Here is a 22,747-nt window from a genome sequence, read left to right as displayed (position 1 = left end):
GGGACGCCGTGCGCCGACTATGTGTCAGCTGTGGGATTCGGCAGCCGCACCGTGATCACCGTCCGACCCGGACGGCTGTCGACACCCACCGTTCCCCGGTGGGCCTCCACCACGGCCGCCACGATCGCCAGGCCGAGGCCGGTGCTGCCGTGCTCCCGAGAGCGGGAGCTGTCGCCGCGCGCGAACCGTTCGAACATCTCCGGTTGCAGCTCCGCCGGCACCCCGGGCCCGTCGTCGGCGACGGTGAGCATTGCGTTGTCGTCCTCGACGGCCAGCCTGGTGGTGACAGTGCTGCCGGGTGGGGTGTGCACCCGGGCGTTGGCCAGCAGGTTCGCGACCACCTGGTGCAGCCGGGCAGAGTCACCGGGCACCCGGATCGCCACCTCGGGGAGGTCGAGCTGCCAGCGGTGGTCGGGGCCGGCGACGTGCGCGTCGCTGACCGCGTCCACCACCAGCGCGGTCAGGTCCACCGGGTCCGCCGCGAGCGGCCGACCGGCGTCGAGCCGGGCCAGCAGCAACAGGTCGTCGACGAGCCGGGTCATCCGGGTGCTCTCCGACTCCACCCGGCGCAACGCGTGCGCCACGTCGGGGGGAACCTCGTCCCGACCGCGCCGGGCCACCTCGGCGTAGCCGCGGATCGCCGCCAGCGGAGTCCGCAACTCGTGGCTGGCGTCGGCGACGAACTGGCGTACCCGGGTCTCGCTGGCCTGCCGGGCGGAGAGCGCGTCGGCGACGTGGCCCAGCATCCGGTTCAACGCCGCGCCGACCTGACCGACCTCCGTGCGGGCGTCGGTGTCCGCCTCCGGGACCCGGACGGCGAGCGCCACCTCGCCCCGGTCCAGCGGCAGCTCGGTGACCCGGGTGGCGGTGGCGGCCACCCGGTTGAGCGGGCGCAGCGTGGCCCGGACGATCAGCGCGCCGGCCGCACCGGCGACCAGCAGCCCGACGGCGGCCACCGCGGCCTGCGCCGCCACCATCCACCAGACGGTCTCCTGCACACCCGACAGCGGTATCGCGACGACCCGTACCCGGCCGTCCCAGTACTGCCGGGCCACCGCCCGGTAGTCGCCGCGCGCCCCGAGGTCGACGGTGCGTGGCTGCGCGTCCACCGGCAGGCCCGCCAGCGCGGCGACGTCCCCGACCGGGACGGCCTGTTCGTCGGGGAACGGGTCACCGCTGGACGGACTGTCGGTCAGGGTCCGGGCGCTCGTCACCCGCCCGTCGGTGATCACGGCGACCACCGTGCCCGACGGCGACCCGGGCGGCACGCCGGGTCCGTTGCCCGGGAACGCCGGCCGCCCCGGACGGTCACCCCGCATGCCCGTCGACGGCACCAACTGGGCGTCGAGCCGGTCGATCAGGAAGTGCCGCAGCGCGACCGTGGTGAGGCCGCCGATCGCGACGCTGACCACCGCCAGCAGCGCGAGCAGGGCGAACACCAGGCGGGTACGCAGGGAACGGCCGGCCAGCCACCGTCGGGCGGCACGCAACGGTCGGCGGTCACTCCGCGGGCTTGAGGACATAGCCCGCACCGCGCAGCGTGTGGATCATCGGTTCGCGGCCGGCGTCGATCTTCTTTCGCAGGTACGAGATGTACAGCTCCACCACGTTGGCCTGGCCGCCGAAGTCGTAGTTCCACACCCGGTCGAGGATCTGCGCCTTGCTGAGGACCCGACGCGGATTGCGCATCAGGTAGCGCAGCAGCTCGAACTCGGTGGCGGTGAGCGTGACCAACTGACCCGCTCGGCGGACCTCGTGGCTGTCCTCGTCGAGGCTGAGGTCGCCGACGGTCAGCACGGCGTCCTCCCGGGCGGCGACCGCGAACCCGGAGCGGCGCAGCAACGCGCGCAGCCGGGCGATCACCTCCTCCAGGCTGAACGGTTTGGTGACGTAGTCGTCGCCGCCCACTGTCAACCCGGCGATGCGTTCCTCGACGGCGTCGCGGGCGGTCAGGAAGAGCACCGGCACGGTCGGCGCGTACTCGCGCAGTCGACGCAGCACCTGGAAGCCGTCCAGGTCGGGCAACATCACGTCGAGCACCACAGCGTCCGGCTGGAACTGCCGGGCGGCACTCAACGCCGCCATCCCGTTGCCGGCGCTGCGGACCTGCCAGCCCTCGTAGCGCAGCGCCATCGACAGCAGGTCGGTGAGCGTGGGTTCGTCGTCGACCACCAGCACCCGGACGGGTTCCCCGTCGGGGCGGCGCAGCTCGATCCGGCTCGGTGCGGCCTGCCCGTTCATGACCATGCCGCCCATCGTGGCCGCAACGCCTGTGCCACGCCCCTGCGGAGCCTGTGTGCCGGCTGTGCGGCCGGGCCGACGGGACTCCGGCGTCGCCACCGGTCAGCCCCGCCTCGTGGTCACTCGGACACCCCGTACGCGTCGGTGCGCACGAAGCGCATGCTCCAACCGCCGGTGCCGTCCGGGCGGTCGCGTTCGTACAGGTGGTCGGGGCCGGGCTGCACCGGGCCGGTGCCGTCCGGATGCCGCATGATCCAACGCTGCGGTGGGGCGCCGTCCGACCCGGCCGGCAGCAGCCGGACCAGGCCGTCCGCGGGCCCGCCGACGAAGCGTACGGTGACCTCGCTCATCGCGGCGCCTCTCGGGTGACCGTGCCGGCACAGTGGGTGACACCGGCTCTGGCTCGCAAGCTACCGCACCGGCCGTCGCGCCGCAGCGACGTGCGCAGGGCGGCCCGCCCCGGTTCACCCAGCGCGGCCCGCCCCGGTTCACCCAGCGCGAGTCGCGTCGGTTTGCCCAGCTCGGCGCTCGGGTACCGCGACGTGAGCACCCGTCGTCGGCGGGGCGTGAACGAGGAGTGGTCGATGCGCACGCTGGACGGGCGGTACCAGCTCGAGCAGCGCATCGGCATGGGCGGCATGTCCGAGGTGTGGCGGGCACACGACCAGGTGCTGGACCGGCCGGTCGCGGTGAAGCTCATCCTGCCCGGTCCACACCAGCAGGACAGCCCGGTGGAACGGATCCGCAGGGAGGCCCGGTCCGCCGCCCGCCTCGTGCACCCGAACGTGGCGAGCGTGCACGACTTCGGCACCTCCTCCACGCTGCCCGGCCGCCCGGTGCCGTACATCGTGATGGAACTGGCCGAGGGTGAGACGCTCGCCGCGCACCTGCGGGCCGGGCCACTGGACTGGCGGATCTCGGTGCGGGTCTGCGCGGAGGTCGCCGCGGCGCTGGCCGCCGCACACGCGGAAGGCATCGTCCACCGTGACGTCAAACCGGCGAACGTCATGCTCACCCCGGCCGGAGTGAAGGTCCTCGACTTCGGCATCGCCGTCCCCGCCGGCACCCCGGACCCGCTGCCCGACGGGATCGTAGTCGGCACCCCGGCGTACCTCGCCCCCGAGCAGTTGGACGGGGAGCCCGCCACCCCGGCCGCCGATATGTACGCCCTCGGCGTGCTGCTCTACTACAGCCTCACCGCCCGGCTGCCGTACCGCGCGGTCACCGCCGGCGAACTGCTCGGCGTACGCCGCCGACAGCCGCCGGAACGGCTACCCCCGATCGACGGGCTCCCGCCCGAGGTGGCCGACCTGTGCCACTCCTGCCTCGCCGACGAACCCGAGCGGCGCCCGACCAGCATGATGGCGGCACTGCTGCTGGCCGAGGCCGTGGACGCCCGGGTGTACGTGCCGATGACGATCCCCACCGCCTGGCGGCCCGCCCCACCCTCAGCGTGGACCGAACGGGCCGCGACGGAGGTCACCGAGGCGGTGGCGGTCTTCGACGAGCAGCGCTGAGACCGTCGGTTCGGCGTTTCGCCGGGCTGCGGCCGGGTAGCCCGCCGGTGAGCGACGGGAGAACGCGATGCCGGATCAGAGTTCCTGGCTGCGTGAGGCCACAGCGACCGCCGAGGGCGGCCACGTACGTACCGACGACGGCGGGCTCTCCACCGCGCTGGCCTCGCCGCTGGCGGCGCACTGCACGGGCCTGAGACCAGAGCAACTGCTGGCCGCCGCCTTCGCCTCCTGCCTGCACCACGCGGCGGTGGAGGCGGCCGGTGAGATCACCGACGAGGCACACACCGTTCAGGTGCGGGCGGAGGCGAAGCTGGGGCGCGACGACGACGGCCGGTACCGGGCCGACGTACACGCGCAGATCAGCTCGGCGGGCCTGACTCGGGAGCAACTGGCCGACCTGGTCGAGTACGCCGACCGGCTGTGGCCGTTCTCCAGCAGCGACGCCAGCCGCCACCGGCTGACCGTCACTCCGGCGGAGAACGGCCGACACTGACCCGGCAACCCGCCGGGCCCACCTCGCGCGCACCACACTGAATCACCGCACGCCCGCACTGACCGCCGCGCGCCCCGCACTGACCGCCGCGCGGCCCGCACTCGCCACGCGCCCCGCACTGACCGCCGCGCGGCCCGCACTGACCGCGCCCCGACTGGCATGATCGTGCTCGATCCTGGGTGTAGTGGCCTCGCGCGTTGGTCGAGGCCACTGTTTCCTGGTTCGAGCACGATCACCGGCGGGCGGCCGAGAGCAGGGCGCGCCGGGCCGGCAGCACCGTCGCAGCGCCATGATCCACTCGACATCGGCGAAATGGGGGTTTGCGGGCGGCTCCGACACCCCCATTTCGGCGAACCCGAGTGGATCAAGCGGTATGCGGGCCGCCGGAACGCCGGGCCGGTCCGAAGGGCGCAGGGCGCCACCGCTCCTTCCGCTGCCGCTCGCCGTCGTGGGCGTACTCCGGCTGCGCCGCCGTCAGCCCACCGTGCCGGTTGCACCCGGCCCGACCCCGACGGCGGAGGCAAGGCCCGGCGGGCCGGCCGATCGGCTGTTCGGGGGAACCGCACCTGACCGTTCGACGGACCGTCACGCAGGGCGAGATTGGCGGATGCAACGGCTGGCGCGGCGACCGCAATCACGCCCCGAATCGGAAATAACCGTCTCGCCTGATGTGCGGGTTTGCTCCGCTCCGCTGACGTTTTGCGCCATCACGTCCCCTCGATCGGGGCAAAGTGTGGCGCATGCCACCGTACCGGCGGACGATATCGAGCAATTGGGTCTTTAGCCTCGTCAGGTGCATCCCGACGACCCCTCCGACCAGAAGCTGACCGACGCGCGCCCGACTACCCCGTCGGACGACGCCGTATCAACCGAACGGACGATCGGCCGTCACCGCGCCTCCGAGCCGCCCCGTCGCAGCCTGCTGGGCTCGACCCCGGTCCGGGTGGCGCTGGCCACCGGTGTGACCTGCTGTCTCAGCCTCGTCGCGGTAGCCACCGCGCGGGGCAGCAGCGACGACACCTCCCGCGCCGTGGAGCCACTCGCCGAGGCGGTGGCCGACCGTGCGGCGATCGCCGACGAGCGCGCCTCCCGATCGCTGGACCGCGACGTCGCCCCCGCGCGGATCCTGCCCAGCCCGACGGCGAAGCCCACACCCAGCCCCACCGTCGCGCGCAAGGCGCCCAAGAAGCCGGTCAAGCCGCGCCGGCCCCGACCGGTCGCCGGCCTCGACCAGGCGCAAATGGACAACGCGAAGATCATCGTTGACGTCGGTCTGGACATGAAGATGCCCCGCCGCGCCCTGGTGGTGGCGCTGTCCACCGCCATGCAGGAGAGCAACCTCTACAACCTGGCCAGCGACGTCCTGCCGGAGTCGGCCAACTACCCCAACCAGGGCAGCGGGTCCGACCACGACTCGGTCGGGCTGTTCCAGCAGCGCCCGAGCAGCGGCTGGGGCACGGTGGCCGAGTTGATGCGCCCCTCGTACGCCGCGCGGGCCTTCTACACGGCCCTCAACGAGGTCCCCGGCTGGCAGGACATGAGCGTCACGTACGCCGCCCAGTCGGTGCAGATCTCCGCCTACCCCGACGCGTACGCCCAGCACGAGGAGCGGGCGACGATCGTCGCGTCGGCGCTCACCGCCTGAGCCGGCCACCCACGTCGCGGCCGGCCCGGGTCAGCGGCGACCGGAGGGCGGTTCCGCACTCGTGTCCAGCCCGCCGACTCCCACCCGACTCCCGGGTACGCCCGCAGCCGCGGTCGGCGTGTCGGCGGGCACCTGGTCGACGGTGAGCTGGCCCAGGATCTCGTCGACCCGGGCCTCACGCCGCCGGCGGAGGTACAGCGCCGCCTCGAAGTCGCGGCGGGCCTGCACCGCCTCCGCGTACGCCTGCTCCCGTACCTGCCGGGCCTCCTCGCGGGCCTCGTCCAGCTCGACGCGGGCGCGGGCCAGGAGGTCGGCGGCCTCGCGCCGCGTCGCGTCACCGGCGTGCCGCCTGCCGGTGGTGTCGCCGAGGTCGAGCCGTCGGAGCAGCCCGCTGAGCCAGGCGGCCTCCTCGCGGATCTCGTCCCATTCACGGCCCGCCCCGACCGCGCCCTGGGCCCGCGCGGCGAGCCGGGCCAGCCGGATGCCCAGCTCGTCCAGGCAGGAATCCACCTGCCGCTGGTCGTAACCGGTCTCAACGACGGAGAACCTCATACTGTCGCCCCCCCCAGGCAGCTGCTGTTACTTCCCCACCTGGATCCTCGGCCCAGACCACGACGGCCGAGGAGATTCGGGAAAAATGTTCAGCATGCGTGCGCGGGAGTCACGCGTCAGACGCGCTTGGGCAGCACGACCACCCGGCCGAAGAACTCGTCGATGCGGCGCACCACGTCGTTGAAGTCGTCCAGGTCGATCGGCTTGGTGACGTACGCGTTGGCCTGCAACGTGTAACTGCCCACGATGTCGGTGTCGGCGTTGGAGGTGGTCAGCACGACGATCGGGATGGTCCGCAGGTCCTCGTCCTGCTTGACCGCGCCGAGCACCTGCCGACCGTCCATGCGCGGCATGTTGAGGTCGAGCAGGATCACGTCCGGGCGGCGGGCCTGCTGGTGCCGGCCCTCGGCGCGGAGAAACTCCATCGCCTCCTCGCCGTCGCTGACCACGTCGATGACCTTGTCGACGTCGGAATCCGCCAACGCCTCCTCGATCATGAGCACGTCACCCGGGTCGTCGTCGACCACGAGGATGCGTACCGGCTGCGGGCTGTCTGCGCCCATCACTACCTGCTTCGGGTCGGCGGGGACGGGACCTGACGGTCACCGCGTTGGCGGGGAAATCTAGCCCATCACACAGCGGTCTGCGACGCCGGGTCGAGCGACTCCGGGTCGTGGCGCAACACGTCGGCGAGCCCGGTCACCCGCAACACCCGCTCGACCCGCCCGTTGGCGCCGGTGAGTCGGAGCCACCCTCCGTCGGCGGCGGCCTGGTTGTCCCCCCGGACAAAGACCGCCATGCCGGTGGAGTCGCAGAACGTGAGGTCGGTGAGGTCGAGCAGCAGCCGGGTCTCGCCGGCGGCGGCGAGATCCTCGATCGCGGTGGTCAACTGGGGGGCCGTGCTCAGGTCCAGCTCGCCGGTGAGCCGCAAACGGGCGGCGCCCCCGCCGTCGCGCTCGACGCGGCTGACACTGAACGTCACCGTGCTCCCCCTTGCTCCACCCGGTGGTGGGACGTTTGCAGTGCGGCAAGTATACGCAGAGCTGACTCGTCCGCCGGAGGGCGTGGTGATCGACCCGGAGCGGCCGTCGAGGGCCTCGTCAGCGGTTCGCGACGGGCAGCGCGGCGCGCCCGAGGGCCAGCACACGCGCCGCTCGGGGGAAGTCACGCAACGCGACACCGAAGTGGTCGAAGGGCAGGGCCACCGCCTCGGCGGGCACCCCACGACTGACCAGGATCTCCACCAGCCACTCGACGAACTCGGTGAACAGCGAGGAGTCGTCGACGTAGACCGCCGCGGCCAGGAAGTCCACGATGTGACCCAGGTCGCTCACCGTGGAGTCGAGCTGGGTGGCGCTGTAGGAGCGCGCCGCCGGCACCCGCTCCAGCAGGTCGGCCAACGCGCCGTCGATCAGCTCACCCCGACGCCGCACCAGGCTGGCGTACTCGTCGTCGGCCAGGTGCGCCAACCGCGCCGGCGGCACCGCGCGCAGCGCCCCCTCGTCGGAGATGAGGTCGGCCGCCGCGGGGGCGTCCGGCGCCCAGGCCACGCCGAGGCGACGCGCCCACCGGCCGTCCGTGCCGAACCCACGCCCACCGACCACCACGGGTACGTCTGAACGGCGGCAGGCCTCGATCATCCGGTGGGCGTACGGCAGCCGCATCGGAAGCGCGCACGCCAACGCGACAGCGTGGGCGTCGTAGCGGTGCAGGTACGACACGAGGTGTGCCGCCGGCACGCTGGCACCCAGGAAGGTCACCTGCCAGCCGCGCAACCGCAGCACCTCGGCCACCAGCCGGGGCGGCAGCGCGTGCCACTCGCCGTCCATGCAGGCCACCACCACCCGTCCACCGGTCGGGCGGGGGTTGACATGCGCGACCACCGCCGCCACCACCTGCTCGCTGATGTGCGTGGCGGCGTGCTCCTGCGCGACGCTCCACTCGTTGCGCGCCCACCGCTCACCCACCTCGGCCTGGGCGGGCGCGACCAGGTCCAGCAGCACCCGCTCGGCCGGTACGCCGGCGTCGAGCAGGCCGATCGCCAGGTCGACAGCGCCGTACTCGTCGGCGTCGGCGAGGCAGTCCAGGTAGCCGGCGAAGACACCAGCAGGGTCGGCGGCCGTCGTGGCGGCGGTCACGCGTCGCTCTCCCCCCGCTGGGCGACGTCGACAAGCTCGGGCACCGAGTGCAGGTGCCGCGACCCACGCCCGCCCAGGGCGGTCGCCCGCAGCGCCAGCACCGCGATGTCGTCGTGGTCGCCATGCCCCAACCAGTCGCAGGTGACCTGCTCCACCCGCTCGGCGAGGGCCGGCGCGGGCATCCGTTGACAGCCGGTCACGGCAGCGACGAGCCGTTCCGTGCCGAACTGCTCGTCGCCGCGCCGGCCGCCACGGGCCTCGGTCACGCCGTCGCTGTAGAGCAGGCAGGTCTCCCCCGGCGCCAGTCGTACTGTCACCTCACCGACGCGGGGGTCGGGCACCACCCCGATCAGCATGCCGCGCAGCGGCACCGACTCCACCTCGCCGGAGGTCCGCAGCACCAGCGGCGGCAGGTGCCCGCCGCCGGCCATGGTGAGCGTCAGGCCTCCGTCGCGTTGCGGGCGGGCCACGCCGAGCACGATCGTGGCGAAGCGGCCCTGGCCGTGCGCCTGGGTGGTCTCCAACAGCGCGTCGTTGAGCAGCCGCAGCAACCGCCCGGGGTGCGACTCCAAACGGTGCAACGCCTGCAGGCACTGCCGCAACTGGCCGGTGAAGACGGCCGCCTCGACGCCCTTGCCGGACACGTCGCCGAGGAAGAACACCGAGCCGCCGTCGGCGAGCCGGTGCGAGCCGTAGAAGTCGCCGCCGATGCGCAGCCCCGCCTGCGCGGGCCGGTACGCGGTGCCCCACTGCACGCCTGCGGCCTCGGCCGGCTCGACCGGCAGCAGACTGGCCTGGAGGGTGTCCGCGACCTCCGCCTGGTCGCGGTAGAGCAGCGCGGTGGTCAACGCCGCGCCGGCGCGGGCCGCGAACGCGCGGATCAGGTCCACATCGGCCTCGTCGTACCAGCGGGTCGCACGGCGGGCCACCAGCAGCACACCGACCGGAGCGTCCCGGCCGGGCAACGGAACGACCCGGGCGGCGCTCTCGGTGCCGGCGAGGGCGGGCAGCCAGCCGGCGTCGACCGCCTGCTCGACCAGCCAGTCCACCGCGTGCGGCTCGACCCCGGTCAGCCCGTCGGCGATGGCGGCCGGCAGGTCGCCGCCGGCCAGCGTCCCGCTGTCCACCGTCGGGGCCTCGTCGTCGGTGCGCGAGGCCCTCCACCAGCGGGCCCGACCGCCACGGGGGGCGAGCACCAGCACGGCCACCTCGGCCAGGGTCGGTACGGCGAGACGGACGACCGCCGCCGCGGCCCGGTCGGGGTGCAGCGGGTTGCCCAGCTTGTCGCCGACGACGGCCAGGAACGTCGAACGCGCCCGTTCGGCGAGTAACGCGTCTGCGCCGCTCACGCGGTCGGTGACGTCCTCGACGTACCAGCAGCAGCGGGCTCCGGAGAGGGGCACCTGACGGGCGCTGAGCCGGCGCGCGCGATGGGTGAAGTCGCCCTCGGCCATCTCGGGCACACCGGTGGCGTCGAGCGTCTCGCCGGGCCTGACCTCGGGTAACAGGCGTTCCGCCACCGGGCTGACGTGCCGCACGACGCCGTCGGCGTCGCAGACGATGAGGCCCTCTCGGAAATGCTCGACGACCTCGAACCAGTCGGGGGCGGCGAGGTCTCGGTCCGGGGCGAGCGGCGGGAGCGCGGCGGACCGGGGCAGCAGGCCGGCCGACCACGCCGGGGACCGTGTCGTACTCGGCGTGGGGAGCCGTCCGTCGCCCGGGTCTACGTCCCTGACGTCGGAAGCAGTCACCAGCTGAGCCTCACTCCTTGTCGTCCGCCCGTGCCCGCGCCGCAGACCGGCGCATTGTCGAAACCCTTCAGGCCACCCTACGCCGGTCGGCGGATGGTGGCACCTCGGCGTATTCGGGGCGAACGTCGTGCTCGCTTTGCGTTTCGCCGCTCGGCTGGGAAAATGGCGGGATGTCCGACCAGCTGTTGACCATCGAGGCAACCCGGCTCGACGCCGGGCACGTCCGACTCCGGCTGACCGGCGACCTCGACTTCGACACCGCCCCGGAGCTGACTGCCGCGGCGGCCGATCTGCACGGCGACGAGGTGCTGATCGACCTGAGCGGCGTCAGCATCTGCGACTCCTCCGGGCTCAGCGCGCTGCTGGTGGTGCAGCGCAAGGCTCGGGTGATGCAGCTGACCGGGGTCAGCCCGCAGTTGCAACGGATGCTGGACCGCACCGGCCTGGCCGAGGTGCTGGCCGTCGACCGCGACGACCTCCGCGCCACCGGCTGATCGTCGGCCGCCCCGGAAGGCCGGGGTGGCCCCCGACCCTGGGACCTGGGGTCGGGGGCCGGAGCAATGTCTAGGGTGCCGTCATCGGCTGGAGCCGGGGTCCGCTCTCACGCAGCTCGCCGGTCGGGGCCGGTTCGACGTCCTCGGGTTCTCCCGAATCGGGCGTCTGGTACAGATAGCGGACGAACTGCCCACCCGCCTCGTTGTCGTCCGCGCCGGGCCACTGACCGATGCAGTCCATGCCCACCACCTCACGTCCGGTCCCGTCGGCCTCCTCCAACAGCGCCCACAGGCTCACCGGGTAACACCTGGTGGCCTCGGGCGTGACCTGCCAGCGCGCGTACCAGCCGGGTCGGGCGGGGACGATCTCGACGATCTGCTTCATGACGACCTTCCTTCCGCGTACCTCGGAAGAACGTTGGTCCTGAGGTGATCGTGCGGGCCGTGCGGGTGAGCACCCCTCACCCCCGCCGGATGAAGCGTCGACGAAGACCCGGCCGACCCGGCCGGCAGTACCCGTTTCCTTCTCTTCGACGGCGGGAAGGCGACTGGCGCAGCCACGATCCCCAGCGGAAGGGGTGCCACGATGCGCAAGCAGATGGAAGGCGACAACCAGAGGCGTCGGGCGTTGGCCCGGCAGGCTCGCGAACAGAGTCGCCAGCCCAGCGAGATCGGCGCCAGCCTGAGCGCCTCCAAGCAACTCACGAGCCTCGACGCCGGCAAGCGAGCCGGCCCACCGCCGGCCGGACCCCACAAACCGGACAGTACGCGTGGCGGCCCGGCCCCGCCGCAACTCGGCAGCGCCGACAATCCGCGGCCGCAGCCGTCCCCGCCGAGCGGCGCGGCCGGCGTGAGCACCATGGGCTACCACGACCTGGTCGACGAGGTCCGACGTCGGGCCGGGGTCGACTTCAAGACCGCCAAGGTGGGCACCGAGGCCACAGTTCTGGTCCTCGCCTTCGCCCTGGAGACCGCCGAGCGGCAGCGGCTGCTCGCGGCGGTGCCGGCGTCGCTGCACGACGTGCTGCCCGTCGACGGCATCGAACGGCACCAGGACCTGCCCGGCTTCCTCGCCGAGGTGGGTCGGATCAGCGGCAACACCCCGGAGCAGGCCCGATACCAGGCGGAGGCCACGATGGCCGCGCTCGCCGAACAGGACGGCGACCTGGTCGAGTCGTTGCACGTACCCGACGGGTTGCGCGACCTGCTCAATCCGCCGGAGGCCGGCGGCGGTCTGGTCGGCGCGTCCACCACCACACCCACCCTGAACGCCGACGAGATCGACGCGGCGCTGGACGACCTGCCCTACTGGTCCGGCGACAGCGAGGGCTTCTACCGGGTCGTCGCGCTGCCGCCGGACAACCTGGACCGGGTGCTGGCCCGCCTCGACCGGATGCGCCAGGACACCGGCCGCGGCCCGAGCATTGGGCGTCCCGGCGACACCGCCGCGGTGCTGACCGTACGCACCAGCCAGGCCGACGGGGTGACCGCGCTCGACGTGGACCTCGCCCACCAGATCGACGACGCGATCGACGAGGTGGGGGCCGGGATGGCCGGCAGCTGACCGGCCACCGTGACCCGGGCGGGCCGGCGGGCGGGGGGACACCCCGCTACGCCGGCCCGTCGGCAGTGCCGGGCCACCGCCGGGCCGGACCACCGGCTCGGCTAGCGTGCCGGTCATGAACCGCGCCGCCGACCGGCTGGAACTGGTCGTCGACCCGGTCCGGCGGACCGGGCGGACGCTGCTGTCCGCCGGCGTCGAACAGTCGTACGTGGACGTCGAGGACCCCCGACACCTGCACTTCGACTACGTGCGACGGATCGCCTCGGCGGTGCGGGTGGCCGCCCCGGCCGGCGCCCCGTTGCACGTGCTGCACCTGGGCGGCGGCGCGTTGACGCTGCCGCGCTGGCTGGCCGCCACCCGGCCCGGCTCCCCGCAGCGGGTCGTCGAACGGGACCCGGCGGTCGTCGAGCTGGTCGCCCGGGAGTTGCCGCCGCTGCCGCCCGAGGTGCGGGTGGAGGTCGCCGATGCCCGGGACGCGCTCACCGCCACCCCGGACGGCCGGTACGACGTGGTGGTGGCCGACATCTACCGGGCCGCCCAGATGCCCCGGCACGTCCGCACCGTCGAGTTCGCCGCCGAGGTGGCCCGTGTTCTCCGCCCGGACGGGACGTACCTGGTCAACGTGACGGACCTGCCGCCGCTGGTCGCCACCCGGGCGCAGGTCGCGACGGTGCGGGCGGTCTTCGCCGACGTGTGCGTCGTCGGTGACCGGCGGATGCTGCGCGGCCGGCGGTACGGCAACCTGGTGCTGGCCGCGACGTCACGCCCCGGCGGCCTGCCGGTCGGCCGGCTGGCGGTGGCGGCCCTGCGCGACCCGGTGCCCGGTGGGCTGCTGCACGCCGCCGCGCTCGACACGTTCGTGGCCGGCGCCCGTCCCGTCACCGACACTGACGGCACCTTCGGCCACTGATCAGCGCTGCGTCCGCGATGCCGGGTTTCCGACGCCGCGCGTGGGGAAGGCGCGCCGGATGAGCAACGCCGACGATCGGGCGACCGCCCGCCGGACGCTGATCGTGATCGGTCTGGTGCTGGCGAGCGCGTTCGCGCTGGCGTTCGTGTACGCGACCCGCCGGGTGCTGACCTGGGCCGTGGTCGCCGCGTTCTTCGCCGTGGCGCTCAAACCCATCGTCGACCGGCTGCAACACCGCCTCGTCCGGCGCCGGTCGGTGGCCACGCTGCTGGTGTTCCTCGTCGCGTTCGTGCTGCTGGCGATCCTGGCCGCGCTGATCCTGGTGCCGCTGCTCGACGAGGTGGGCCGGTTCGCCGACCGGGCCCCCGCACTGCTGCACGACGCCCGCACCGGCCAGGGCCCGCTGGGGCGGCTTCTGGAACGCAGCGGGGCGCGACGTTACGTCGACGAACACTCCGACCAACTGCGCGACCTCGGAAGCCAGCTGCGTCAACCCGCTGTGGGCGTGCTGCGGGGCGTGGTCGAGACGGTCGCCGGGCTGATCACGGTCATCGTCCTGGCGTACCTCATGGTGTTGGAGGCCCCGCGGATCACCCGCGGCCTGCTCGCAGCGGCCGGGGACGGTCAGGGCGAGCGACTGCGCCGGGTCGGCTGGGAGGTGTCCCGGACCGTCACCGGCTACCTCACCGGCAACCTGCTGATCAGCGTGATCTGCGGGCTGTTGACCTACCTGGTGCTGGCCCTCACCGGGGTGCCGTTCGCGGCCGTGATCGCCCTGCTGGTAGCGGTGGCCGACCTGATACCGCTGGTCGGCGCGACCCTCGGAGCGGTGATCGCGGCCGGGGCGGGGTTCCTGCACTCCCCCACCGCCGGGCTGGTGGTGCTGGTCTTCTTCGTGGTCTACCAGCAGGTGGAGAACCACCTGCTACAACCGTTGATCCTCTCCCGGGCGGTGCGGCTCAACCCGCTGACCGTGCTGGTCAGCGTGCTGCTCGCGGCGGAGCTGGCCGGCCTGCTCGGCGCGTTGCTGGCCATCCCCGCCGCCGGCATCGTCCAGACCCTGCTGCGGGAGTACGGGCCGCGTCGGCCCGATCCCGCCCCGCCGGACGATGCCCGGTCAGCGGGCCCGGCTCGCGACCTCCGGTGAGGTGCTCTCCAACGGCACCGCGTTGGCCGGCACCAGGCCCAGCTGCACCGCCGACCGGGTCAGCGCGGCGTCCAGGGCCCAGTCGGCGCTCACCCGCGTCCGGTTGCCCGGCATCGCCATCAGGTGGTACGCGCGGGTGACCACCTTCGCCGGCAGCCCACCCAGGTTGACGTGCAACGGGTTCGCCGCCGCGTCCTTGCCGCCCAGGTCGACCACCCAGCCCAGGTCGTGGTGCTTGTACGGCTTGCGCTTGCCGAAACCGTACGACGCGGCGATGTTGTGCGCCGCGCGCTTGCCCTGCCGCTGCGCGTGCTGCGCGGTCATCCCGCACACCTTCCCAGGGTTGAGCAGGTCGGGCACCGCGGCGGCGTCACCGATGGCGAACACCTCCGGGTAGCCGGGCACGTTGAGGTACTCGTCGGTCACCAACCGGCCCCGGTCGGTACGCAAACCCAGCTCGTTCACGAACGGGTCGGGCCGCACCCCCACACACCACACGAGGGTGCAGGTCGGCACGTACTCGCCGTCGGTGAGCTTCACCCCGTCGCAGGTCGCCTCGGCCACCGACGTGCCCATCCGGACGTCCACACCCCGCCGGTTGAGCACCTTGTGCGAGGTGTCCGACATCCGCTTGTCCAGCTCCGGCAGCACCCGGGACGCGACGTCGAGCAGCATCCAGCGCGGGCGGACGGTGAGCCGGGGCCGCTGGGCGTGCAACGCGTCGGTGAACAACTGCCCGTGGGCGGCGACCTCGGTTCCGGTGTAACCCGCCCCGACCACCACGAACGTGGCCCGCGCCTGCTGCTCGGCCGGGTCCTCGGCCTGCTCGGCCAACTCGATCTGCCGCACGATGTGGTCGTGCAAATAGACGGCCTCGGGCAGGCCACGGAAGCCGTGCGCGTACTCGGTCACGCCGGGGATGGGCAGCAACTTGTTGACACTGCCCACGGCGAGCACCAACCGGTCGTACGCCAGCCGGTTCTTGTCCCCCTCCGCCTGGGTGAAACCGACCCAGCGGTTCTGCAGGTCGACGTGGTCCGCCTCGCCGATCACCACCCGGACGTTCTTGAGCGTCCCGGTCAACGGCACCGCGATCCGTCTGGGCTCGACCACCCCGGCGGCCACCTCGGGCAGCAACGGCAGGTAGAGGAAGTAGTCGGTGGAATTCAGCACCACGATCTCGGCCCGGTCCCGGGCGATCCGGCTCAACGTCTTCGCCGCGTGGTAACCGGCGAACCCGGCCCCCACGATCACCACACGAGGTTTCGTCATTGCGGGCCGTTTCCCGTCGCGAGCCGGGACAAACGTCCAGCTGCGCCGCCGTGATCGGCGGGTGGGGGCAGGCGGCGGTCAGGCGGCGGGTTGCGCGGTGATCGCCCACCGTTCGTGGTCGCGCCAGGCGCCGTCGATGAACAGGTAGTCCGGGGAGAAGCCCTCCAGCCGGAACCCGAGCTTGCGGGCCACCCGCCGGGACGGCTCGTTGCCCGGCTGGATGTTCGCCTCCAGGCGGTGCAACCCGACACTGGTGAACGCGTGGTCGATCACCAGGGAGACGCCCGCCGAGGCGTGGCCGGTCCCGCTGTACGGCAGGAACGCCGCGTACCCCAGGTATCCGCCGCGCAGCGCGCCCAGCACGATGCCGCTGATGTTCACGTAGCCGGCGATCGCACCACTGGCCCGGTCACAGATCAGGTAGCCCGCGCTGTCACGGCGGCGGATCCGGCGCAGGTAGAGGTCGTACTCCTCGGGGGTGCCCGGCGCGGCCAACCACGGGTGGTGCAGGTCCCGGCTGCGCCGCACGGCGGCGACGAACTCGTCGACGTCGGCGGGCCGGGGCCGGCGGATCGCGGCGGGACCGCCGGTACGCAGGTATCTCACGGCCGATCACTCTGACCGACCGGGGCGGCCGTTGTCCAACCGACCAGGGGGTTGCCCTCGGAGGAAGCCGGGGACAGGTCGGGTCACCCGAGTAATCGGCGAGCCCGTCGTCGACGGTGGATGCGAGGATCAACCGGTGGACGACGATCTCACTGTTGCCCTGGCGCGCGTTCGGGACGTCTTCGCCCGCTACCCGCGCCGGGCGGTGCTCGACGGCTGCCCGCACTGCAGGGGCGACGTGCTGGTCGACGAGCACGACCTGTTCTCACTGACCATCAGCCTCGGCAACACGGTCGGCAGCCGCGACGACGTGAAGAGCCTGCTCCCGGTGTTTTTCGAGTCGCTGGTCGTGTCCGAGGACCTGTATCCCGGCATCATCCTGGGCAAGCTCCCCCGCGAGGAGTGGCGCACCTGGCCGCAGGACGAGCAGGAGGCCATCGACGCATACCTCGACGCGGTGTGGCGGTCGCTCCTCGCCCAGCACCCGCCGCGACTGGGGGCCTTCGAGGACGCGGCGACGTTCCTCGACGCGGCCCGCGCGGCCGGCGAGCGCGTCGAACGATTCCTCGACGTCTGGGACGCCACGCCCACCTCGTCGGCAGACCGTCACCTCGCCGAGATGGTCAGCGGACTCGACGTCGTGAAGAGGAAGCCGAGCCCTCAGGGCGACTGGTTGCGCCGCGAGGCGGTACGCGACCGCCTGCACCGCGCGTTCGAACGGGACCACGACTCGGCCTGGGCCGACGACCTCGCCCGGGCCTACGACCTCCTCCGGGTCTGACCGGGGTGCCTGCTCGTCAGAGCGGGCCGGAGAACGGCTGCTGCATCGGCATGGGGACCTGGAGGAAGGTCGTGCCGCGCATGTCCAGCCAGGCCCGGTCCGGCCCACGCACCAGTCGCATCATCACCGCTTCGCAGGACGGGCAGCGTGCGACCAGCCCCGGGGCGTGCGAGTAGACGTGCAGGCTGGCCATCGAGCCGGTCATCCCGCAGTTCTCACAGCGGCCCATCGCGCTGCTCAGGTCAACCGTCAACAGCTCGCGCATCGGGCCGTCGAGCATGTTGCCGTCCACGTACGACATCTCGGTCATTGGATCTCCTCGACAGGGGTGTGAGTCAGCCGGTGGGGCCGAAGCGTTCGGTCTTGACCCGCCGCGACGGATGCCCGAGCCCCACCATCAGGTCGGCGACGGTCTCCACGAACGCGGTCGGGCCGCACACGTAGGTGAGCGGTTGCAGGTCCGGTGGCCAACCGTGGGTGTTGACGTCGGCCAGCCCGATGCGGTGCGGCTCGCCGCGCCAGCCCTCGGGCGCCTCGCGGGTGTAGACGTACGCGACGTCCAGGCCGAAGTCGTCGCGGACCCGGCGGCGCAGCTCGTCGGCGTAGATCACGTCGGCGGGGGTGCGCACCGAGTAGATCAGCCGGAACGCGGCCTTGTTGCCGGCGGCGCGGCGGGCCCGGATCATCGCCATCAACGGCACGATCCCGGAGCCGCCGGCGACGAGCTGCACCGGCGCGGTCTCCTCCGGCCGCCAGATGAACCACCCACCGAGCGGTCCGCGGACCTCCACCGGGTCGCCGTCGCCGAAGACATCGATGAGGTACGGGGACACTTCGCCGTCGGGCACGCGCTGGACGGTCACCTCGATGCGCGGGCCGCCCGGGCCGTCCACGACCGGTCCGGCGATCGAGTACGACCGGGCCGCCTGGTAGCCGTCCGGGGCGGTGAGGCGCAGGTCGACATGCTGCCCGGGCAGGTGACCCGGCCAGTCCGGCACCTCCAGCACCAGGGTCTGCGCGGTACGTGTCTCCACCCGGCGCTCCACCAGCCGACCGACCTGCCAGCGGTTGGCCGTCCGGGGCGGGCTGCTCGTCGCCACGGCGCGCTCAGTCACCCTGGTACCGCTGTTCGCGCCACGGGTCCCCGTAGTCGTGGTAGCCGGCGGTCTCCCAGAACCCCGGCTCGTCCATCGTCTTGAGCCGGATCCCGCGCACCCACTTGGCGGACTTCCAGAAGTACAGGTGCGGCACCAGCAGCCGCGCCGGGCCGCCGTGCTCGGCGGCCAGCGGAGCGCCCTCGAAAGTGTGCGCCACCCACGCCCGGCCGCCGCGCAGATCGTCCAGCGGCAGGTTCGTGCTGTAGCCGCCGTAGGAGTGCGCGAGCGCGAAGTGCGCCCCCGTGTCGACGTCGGCGAGCAGAGTGTCCAGGGAGACGCCCTGCCAGTTGGTGCCGAGCTTCGACCAGCGGGTGACGCAGTGGATGTCCACGTGCGGCGTCTCCTGCGGCAGGGCCATCAGCTCCTGCCACGACCAGCGGTGTTCGCTGCCGTTCTCGGCGGAGATGACGAACTCCCAGGTGTCCAGGGAGACCCGGGGCGTCGGGCCGGCCGAGAGCACCGGGAAGTCCTCGGTCAGGTACTGGCCGGGCGGCAGGGCCGGCTCCTGTGTGCGGGGCCGACCCTGAAAACCCGGTGACACGATTCCCATTGCACAGTCGTACCACCCGCGCCGGTGGGGGCGGAGGCTTTCCCGCGTACCCCCTCGTCGCCCGGCGCGGCGCGGTCAGTGCCGCTCGGCGACGACCTTGCGGTCCTCGGGGAGGTCGCCGCCCCGGGTGGCGCGCAGGCTGGTCACGGTGACCACCACCAGCACACCGATGATCACGCCGAGCGAGGCCAGGGTGGGGATCTGCGGCACGCTGTCCCAGATGCCGTGCGCCCAGTGCAGGCCCAGCTTGAGGCCGATGAACGCCAGGATGATGGCGAGGCCGTAGCTGAGGTGCACCAGTCGGCTCAGCGCCGCGTGCAGGACGAAGTAGAGCGCCCGCAGGCCGAGCAGGGCGAACGCGTTGGTGGCGAAGACCAGGTACGGGTCCTCGGTGATGCCGTAGACCGCCGGCACCGAGTCGACGGCGAAGACGACGTCGGTGGCCAGCACCGCGACCACCACCAGGGCGAACGGGGTCAGCGCCCGCTTCGCGCCCTGTCGGACGGTCATCTTGGTGCCGTGGTATTCGTCGACCACCGGCATGATCCTGCGCAGCAGCTTCACCGAGCGCATCTTGTTGATGTCGACTTCCTGCTGGTGCCCGGACAAGGCGTCACGCAGCAGCTTCACCGCCGTGGCGATGAGGATGATCGCGAAGAGCAGGAAGGCGAAGTCGAGGGTCTGCAACGCGGCCGCGCCGAGGGCGATGAACACGGCCCGCAGCACCAACGCGCCGGCGATGCCGTAGAGCAGCACCCGCTGGGCCAGCACCGCCGGCACCGCGAACGCGGCCAGCAGCAGCATGAAGACGAAGAGGTTGTCGACCGAGAGCGACTTTTCCACCAGGTAACCGGTGAGGTACTCCACGCCCTGCTGGGAGCCGTAGCGGGACCAGATCCAGGCGCCGAACGCCAGCGGCAGGGCGATGTAGAACGCCGACCAGCCGACGGCCTCCCGCATCGACACCTCGTGCGGGCGTCGGGTGACCAGGAAGTCCAACACCAGCAGCAGGATCACGCCGAGGATCGTGACCGCCCACAGCGTGGGCGTGCCGACCGACGACAGGTCACTGGCGGCGGACAGGTACGACACTTCGCTCATTGGGGTCTCCTCGAACACCGTCATGTTCGAGGTCTCCTTCACCCATCACCGTGATGGGCAACCACCCGAGGCGCGCCGGGCGCGCCGTACTGACCGGAATGGTTCGTGGGAAGTACTCCCCTCGCACGACAAGGTTAGGCCAGGCCGAATCGCCACGCCAAGCGGGACATCGATGGTTGCCCTGGTAAACAGCTGTGTGCGGCCGGGAAGGCCGCGCCGTCAGGCGCGACGAAGCGTCACGCCCGGTGCCAGCGCCTGCTCGACCAGACCCCGGTAGTCACGCGGCAACTGGGTCACCACGTCGTCGAACTCCCCACCGGTGATCGCCTCGCGCAGGGTGGTGAAGACCGCCCGGACGGCGTCGTCGGCGGCAGGTTCCTCCACACCGGCACGCAACGCCACCCGGGCGACGAACTCGGCCGCACCGAACCGATCGGCCTGCTCGGTGCTCGGGCTGGGCTTGAGCACCAACTGCAACGGCTGCGGCAGTTGAACGGCCAGGTCCAGGACCTCCCCGCCGGTCAACCGCTCGGCGAACGTCTCCAACACCGCCCGGGTCAGCTCCACCGCCCGCTCGGACGACGTCGCGGTGCGCTGGGAAACCTGGTCGATGAAGGTGTCGTAGTTCATCGCGTACTCCCTCTGGGCTCGCGTGGGCGTCTGCGACTACCCGCCGCGACCCGGCGGAAACGGCGGGGTTTCCTCCGCCCGGCGGGCGTGACCGGCCGGCGGGCGGGTAACCGCCGCCGGTCGTCACCACATCGATGCCCGAGGGAGCCCCTGCCATGGCGAGCTACGCCGAGGTCCTGCAGTACCTGTCGAGCCTGGACTACCCGGCCGAGAAGGCCGACGTGGTCCGTGAGGCCGAGCGGGAGGGCGCCCCGCCGGACGTGCTGAAGGCGCTGCGCGCCCTGCCGCCGGTCGACTACGCCAACGGGACCGAGGTGGCCCGCTCTGCCGGGATCGAGGCGGCACCCGAGGTGGGCGCCGCCAAGCGGGCCGAGCAGGCCCGGGACAAGAAGCACAACCGGGTCTCGCAGCATCTGCGCGGCATCTGACCCGGCGGTGACGTCGACCGCCCAGACCCGGACTCGTCACCGATGACCCACACCAGCCCGTCCCGGCCCGTGGAGGTGCGTTTCCCCGCCGCGCGGCAGCTCGCCGTGGTGGCGGTGGTCGGCGTCGTCGCCGGCGGCCTCTTCGCGCTGCTGCTGCCGCTGCACCTCGCCGCGCTGGCCGGCTGGGACGTGGGCGCGCTGAGCTGGCTCGTGCTGGTGTGGCTCAAGATCTGGCCGATGGACGCCGAACGGACCGCCCAACTGGCCGTGCACGAGGACCCGAACCGGGCGATCCGCGACGCGCTCCTGCTCGTCGCCTGCCTGGCCAGCCTGCTGGCCGTGGGGTTGGTCGTGGCCAGCGCCCAGGGCGCGCCTCCCGGCCTGACCCGCGAGCTGCACAGCGGGCTGGGCGTGCTGAGCGTGGTGCTCTCCTGGTTCGTGGTGCACACCGTGTTCGCCGCCCGGTACGCCCGGATCTACTACACCGGCCCGGATGGCGGGGTGAACTTCAACCAGTCCGAGCCGCCCTGCTACTCCGACTTCGCGTACGTCGCGTTCACCATCGGCGCGACGTTCCAGGTGTCCGACACCAACCTGACCAGCAACGAGATGCGTCGTACGGTGCTGCGGCACTCGATGGTGTCGTACCTGTTCGGGGCGTTCATCATCGCCGTGACAGTGAACCTGCTGGCGGGCCTGGCGCGCTGACTCGTTCCTCGCGGTCTGCGTCGGGCGTCGCGGTGTGGCCTGCTGAACGGTGGTGCGGCCTGCTGGCGGCGCTGCGCCCTGCTGGCTGGCGGCGGTGGCGGCGCTGCGGCCTGCTGGCGGCCCCGGGGACGGCACGGGGCGAGGGGTGAACGATCGCCGGGACAGGCGGGCGCCCCCTGGTCACGAACCGCGACCTGGGGCGCCACGCAAACCTGCCCAGGCGGTGAACCGCACCCGAACCGGGTGCCGCCACCAGGCGGTGGATGGCCGCTCGAACCGAGCGGTCAGCACTGCCGGGTCCAACCATACGACAGAACATCCCCCGTTCGGTCAGTATTTGGCGAAGTGTGGGCCACGGCACGTCATGATCGGCCGCTCACCTCCGCGTACCGGTGCTCAAGGTCGACCCGCGCCAGCGCCCCCACCAGCCAGGCGAGCTGCTCCGACTCCCCGCTGGCCAGGCCGGCCAGATCGTCCGCCGACCTGCCCAGCCCGAGCCGACGAGCCGCCGCCAACGCACGCCGGTCGGCCACCGGGGCCACCTCCCGCCACAACGCCTGCGCCTCGCGGAGGAACAGGTCGACGACCTGGCCGTCGACACCGGGAAGCTCGGCGAGGAGCTTCCGCTCCCGAGCCGGATCGTGGTGCGCCAACGCCCGCAACCGGCGCACATCGCCCCGGTACCGCTCGACCACTGTGCGAGCCAGGTCGCCCAGCACGGCGGAGAGGGCGTCCACGTCGCCTCGCTGACCGCTGGCCCGCAACACCCGCACGCGGTCCTCGTGCAGCGAACGGGCCAACCCTGCCGCGCTGTCCCAGCCCTCGTCGCGCAACGCCCGGGCACCGTCCAACGCCCGGCGGAAGTCACCCCGACGGGCCAGCAGCACCGCCAGATAGAGCACCTGGAACAGGCTCGCCGGGTTGTTGGTCACCCGGAAGCCGTACTGCTCGGCGAAGCCCCGCCCCGTGCCGGCGAGCCGGCGCGCCAGGCGTTTCCGGTCCGCCATCGGGGTGATCAGAGTGGTCGGCATGCCGGCGACTACCCGCGCGACCGACACGTCA

At 72.5% G+C, this 22,747-nt stretch carries 27 protein-coding genes; 10 read left to right on the top strand and 17 right to left on the bottom strand.

The window, feature by feature from the left end; translation table 11 throughout:
• Positions 1 to 17: 17 nt before the first annotated feature.
• From O7631_RS20920 to O7631_RS20910, 3 genes are all read right to left on the bottom strand, one after another.
• On the bottom strand, positions 18 to 1,523 hold the full coding sequence (locus O7631_RS20920; RefSeq protein WP_278145782.1) for a HAMP domain-containing sensor histidine kinase: 1,506 nt from the start codon (positions 1,521 to 1,523) through the stop codon (positions 18 to 20).
• On the bottom strand, positions 1,501 to 2,247 hold the full coding sequence (locus O7631_RS20915; protein WP_269678614.1) for a response regulator transcription factor: 747 nt from the start codon (positions 2,245 to 2,247) through the stop codon (positions 1,501 to 1,503). The genes O7631_RS20920 and O7631_RS20915 overlap by 23 nt, the downstream gene beginning before the upstream one ends.
• A 113-nt stretch (positions 2,248 to 2,360) precedes the next feature.
• On the bottom strand, positions 2,361 to 2,591 hold the full coding sequence (locus O7631_RS20910; protein ID WP_088989807.1) for a hypothetical protein: 231 nt from the start codon (positions 2,589 to 2,591) through the stop codon (positions 2,361 to 2,363).
• Between the two features lie 234 nt (positions 2,592 to 2,825).
• Between O7631_RS20910 and O7631_RS20905 the strand changes: the two genes are divergently transcribed.
• From O7631_RS20905 to O7631_RS20895, 3 genes are all read left to right on the top strand, one after another.
• A complete protein-coding gene (locus O7631_RS20905; RefSeq protein ID WP_278145781.1) occupies positions 2,826 to 3,758 on the top strand; it encodes a serine/threonine-protein kinase in 933 nt (310 codons plus the stop codon).
• Between the two features lie 67 nt (positions 3,759 to 3,825).
• Positions 3,826 to 4,251 (top strand): OsmC family protein, encoded by a 426-nt coding sequence (locus O7631_RS20900; RefSeq protein WP_278145780.1) that lies wholly within the window; start codon positions 3,826 to 3,828, stop codon positions 4,249 to 4,251.
• Positions 4,252 to 5,044: 793 nt separating this feature from the next.
• Entirely contained in the window at positions 5,045 to 5,896 is an 852-nt protein-coding gene (locus O7631_RS20895; RefSeq protein WP_278145779.1) for a hypothetical protein, read from the top strand.
• A 30-nt stretch (positions 5,897 to 5,926) separates the two neighbouring features.
• Here the strand turns inward: O7631_RS20895 and O7631_RS20890 are convergent, their stop codons facing one another.
• The 5 genes from O7631_RS20890 to O7631_RS20870 all read right to left on the bottom strand — a co-directional run bounded on the left by O7631_RS20890 (position 5,927) and on the right by O7631_RS20870 (position 10,337).
• On the bottom strand, positions 5,927 to 6,448 hold the full coding sequence (locus O7631_RS20890; protein ID WP_278145778.1) for an ATPase: 522 nt from the start codon (positions 6,446 to 6,448) through the stop codon (positions 5,927 to 5,929).
• Positions 6,449 to 6,564: 116 nt separating this feature from the next.
• Positions 6,565 to 7,011, bottom strand: a complete 447-nt coding sequence (locus O7631_RS20885) for a response regulator (RefSeq protein ID WP_145782537.1) — start codon at positions 7,009 to 7,011, stop codon at positions 6,565 to 6,567.
• 68 nt (positions 7,012 to 7,079) lie between these two features.
• Positions 7,080 to 7,430 carry an STAS domain-containing protein gene (locus O7631_RS20880; RefSeq protein WP_278145777.1) on the bottom strand — a complete coding sequence of 117 codons (351 nt, stop codon included), beginning with the start codon at positions 7,428 to 7,430 and terminating at the stop codon, positions 7,080 to 7,082.
• Positions 7,431 to 7,548: 118 nt separating this feature from the next.
• Positions 7,549 to 8,586, bottom strand: a complete 1,038-nt coding sequence (locus O7631_RS20875) for a cobalamin-dependent protein (RefSeq protein ID WP_278145776.1) — start codon at positions 8,584 to 8,586, stop codon at positions 7,549 to 7,551.
• The gene (locus O7631_RS20870; protein WP_278145775.1) at positions 8,583 to 10,337 is read right to left on the bottom strand and encodes a PP2C family protein-serine/threonine phosphatase; all 1,755 of its coding nucleotides are present in this window, start codon (positions 10,335 to 10,337) and stop codon (positions 8,583 to 8,585) included. Before O7631_RS20870 ends, O7631_RS20875 begins: the two co-directional genes overlap by 4 nt.
• A 170-nt stretch (positions 10,338 to 10,507) precedes the next feature.
• Here O7631_RS20870 and O7631_RS20865 point away from each other — a divergent pair, with 170 nt between their 5' ends.
• A complete protein-coding gene (locus tag O7631_RS20865; RefSeq protein WP_278145774.1) occupies positions 10,508 to 10,831 on the top strand; it encodes an STAS domain-containing protein in 324 nt (107 codons plus the stop codon).
• Between the two features lie 70 nt (positions 10,832 to 10,901).
• Here the strand turns inward: O7631_RS20865 and O7631_RS20860 are convergent, their stop codons facing one another.
• A complete protein-coding gene (locus O7631_RS20860; RefSeq protein WP_278145773.1) occupies positions 10,902 to 11,216 on the bottom strand; it encodes a hypothetical protein in 315 nt (104 codons plus the stop codon).
• A gap of 201 nt (positions 11,217 to 11,417) precedes the next feature.
• Here O7631_RS20860 and O7631_RS20855 point away from each other — a divergent pair, with 201 nt between their 5' ends.
• The 3 genes from O7631_RS20855 (at position 11,418) to O7631_RS20845 (ending at position 14,452) form a co-directional block, all read left to right on the top strand.
• Positions 11,418 to 12,395 (top strand): DUF2267 domain-containing protein, encoded by a 978-nt coding sequence (locus tag O7631_RS20855; RefSeq protein WP_278145772.1) that lies wholly within the window; start codon positions 11,418 to 11,420, stop codon positions 12,393 to 12,395.
• Between the two features lie 115 nt (positions 12,396 to 12,510).
• Complete coding sequence (locus tag O7631_RS20850; protein WP_278145771.1) at positions 12,511 to 13,305, top strand: fused MFS/spermidine synthase; 795 nt, start codon at positions 12,511 to 12,513, stop codon at positions 13,303 to 13,305.
• A 58-nt stretch (positions 13,306 to 13,363) separates the two neighbouring features.
• A complete protein-coding gene (locus tag O7631_RS20845; RefSeq protein ID WP_278145770.1) occupies positions 13,364 to 14,452 on the top strand; it encodes an AI-2E family transporter in 1,089 nt (362 codons plus the stop codon).
• On the opposite strand, the gene O7631_RS20840 is transcribed toward O7631_RS20845, so the two are convergent.
• Together O7631_RS20840 and O7631_RS20835 are read right to left on the bottom strand one after the other, a co-directional pair.
• Positions 14,423 to 15,724 (bottom strand): NAD(P)/FAD-dependent oxidoreductase, encoded by a 1,302-nt coding sequence (locus O7631_RS20840; protein ID WP_278145769.1) that lies wholly within the window; start codon positions 15,722 to 15,724, stop codon positions 14,423 to 14,425. The two genes, O7631_RS20845 and O7631_RS20840, sit on opposite strands and share 30 nt — an antisense overlap.
• A gap of 78 nt (positions 15,725 to 15,802) precedes the next feature.
• The gene (locus O7631_RS20835; protein ID WP_278145768.1) at positions 15,803 to 16,330 is read right to left on the bottom strand and encodes a GNAT family protein; all 528 of its coding nucleotides are present in this window, start codon (positions 16,328 to 16,330) and stop codon (positions 15,803 to 15,805) included.
• Positions 16,331 to 16,466: 136 nt separating this feature from the next.
• Here O7631_RS20835 and O7631_RS20830 point away from each other — a divergent pair, with 136 nt between their 5' ends.
• Positions 16,467 to 17,111 (top strand): hypothetical protein, encoded by a 645-nt coding sequence (locus O7631_RS20830; protein WP_278145767.1) that lies wholly within the window; start codon positions 16,467 to 16,469, stop codon positions 17,109 to 17,111.
• A gap of 16 nt (positions 17,112 to 17,127) precedes the next feature.
• On the opposite strand, the gene O7631_RS20825 is transcribed toward O7631_RS20830, so the two are convergent.
• The 5 genes from O7631_RS20825 to O7631_RS20805 all read right to left on the bottom strand — a co-directional run bounded on the left by O7631_RS20825 (position 17,128) and on the right by O7631_RS20805 (position 20,549).
• Positions 17,128 to 17,421: a DUF6510 family protein gene (locus O7631_RS20825; RefSeq protein ID WP_278145766.1), complete on the bottom strand. Its 294-nt coding sequence runs from the start codon at positions 17,419 to 17,421 to the stop codon at positions 17,128 to 17,130.
• Between the two features lie 25 nt (positions 17,422 to 17,446).
• Positions 17,447 to 18,211 (bottom strand): ferredoxin reductase, encoded by a 765-nt coding sequence (locus tag O7631_RS20820; RefSeq protein WP_278147980.1) that lies wholly within the window; start codon positions 18,209 to 18,211, stop codon positions 17,447 to 17,449.
• Between the two features lie 7 nt (positions 18,212 to 18,218).
• Positions 18,219 to 18,818 carry a sulfite oxidase-like oxidoreductase gene (locus tag O7631_RS20815; protein WP_269678596.1) on the bottom strand — a complete coding sequence of 200 codons (600 nt, stop codon included), beginning with the start codon at positions 18,816 to 18,818 and terminating at the stop codon, positions 18,219 to 18,221.
• Between the two features lie 75 nt (positions 18,819 to 18,893).
• Positions 18,894 to 19,919: a TerC/Alx family metal homeostasis membrane protein gene (locus O7631_RS20810; RefSeq protein WP_278145765.1), complete on the bottom strand. Its 1,026-nt coding sequence runs from the start codon at positions 19,917 to 19,919 to the stop codon at positions 18,894 to 18,896.
• Positions 19,920 to 20,138: 219 nt separating this feature from the next.
• Positions 20,139 to 20,549, bottom strand: a complete 411-nt coding sequence (locus tag O7631_RS20805; RefSeq protein WP_088989826.1) for a DUF2267 domain-containing protein — start codon at positions 20,547 to 20,549, stop codon at positions 20,139 to 20,141.
• Positions 20,550 to 20,704: 155 nt separating this feature from the next.
• On the opposite strand from O7631_RS20805, the gene O7631_RS20800 reads away from it, so the two are divergent.
• Positions 20,705 to 20,977, top strand: coding sequence for a DUF2795 domain-containing protein (locus tag O7631_RS20800; RefSeq protein ID WP_278145764.1), 273 nt, complete (start codon positions 20,705 to 20,707; stop codon positions 20,975 to 20,977).
• A 42-nt stretch (positions 20,978 to 21,019) separates the two neighbouring features.
• Complete coding sequence (locus O7631_RS20795; RefSeq protein WP_278145763.1) at positions 21,020 to 21,685, top strand: DUF1345 domain-containing protein; 666 nt, start codon at positions 21,020 to 21,022, stop codon at positions 21,683 to 21,685.
• A gap of 362 nt (positions 21,686 to 22,047) precedes the next feature.
• On the opposite strand, the gene O7631_RS20790 is transcribed toward O7631_RS20795, so the two are convergent.
• Complete coding sequence (locus O7631_RS20790) at positions 22,048 to 22,716, bottom strand: hypothetical protein (protein ID WP_278145762.1); 669 nt, start codon at positions 22,714 to 22,716, stop codon at positions 22,048 to 22,050.
• Between the last annotated feature and the right edge of the window lie 31 nt (positions 22,717 to 22,747).

Origin of the sequence: Micromonospora sp. WMMD967 (assembly GCF_029626165.1) — a bacterium.
In the GTDB taxonomy this organism is placed as follows: Bacteria; Actinomycetota; Actinomycetes; order Mycobacteriales; family Micromonosporaceae; genus Micromonospora; species Micromonospora taraxaci.
This window is presented reverse-complemented; position numbering and strand designations above follow the sequence as displayed.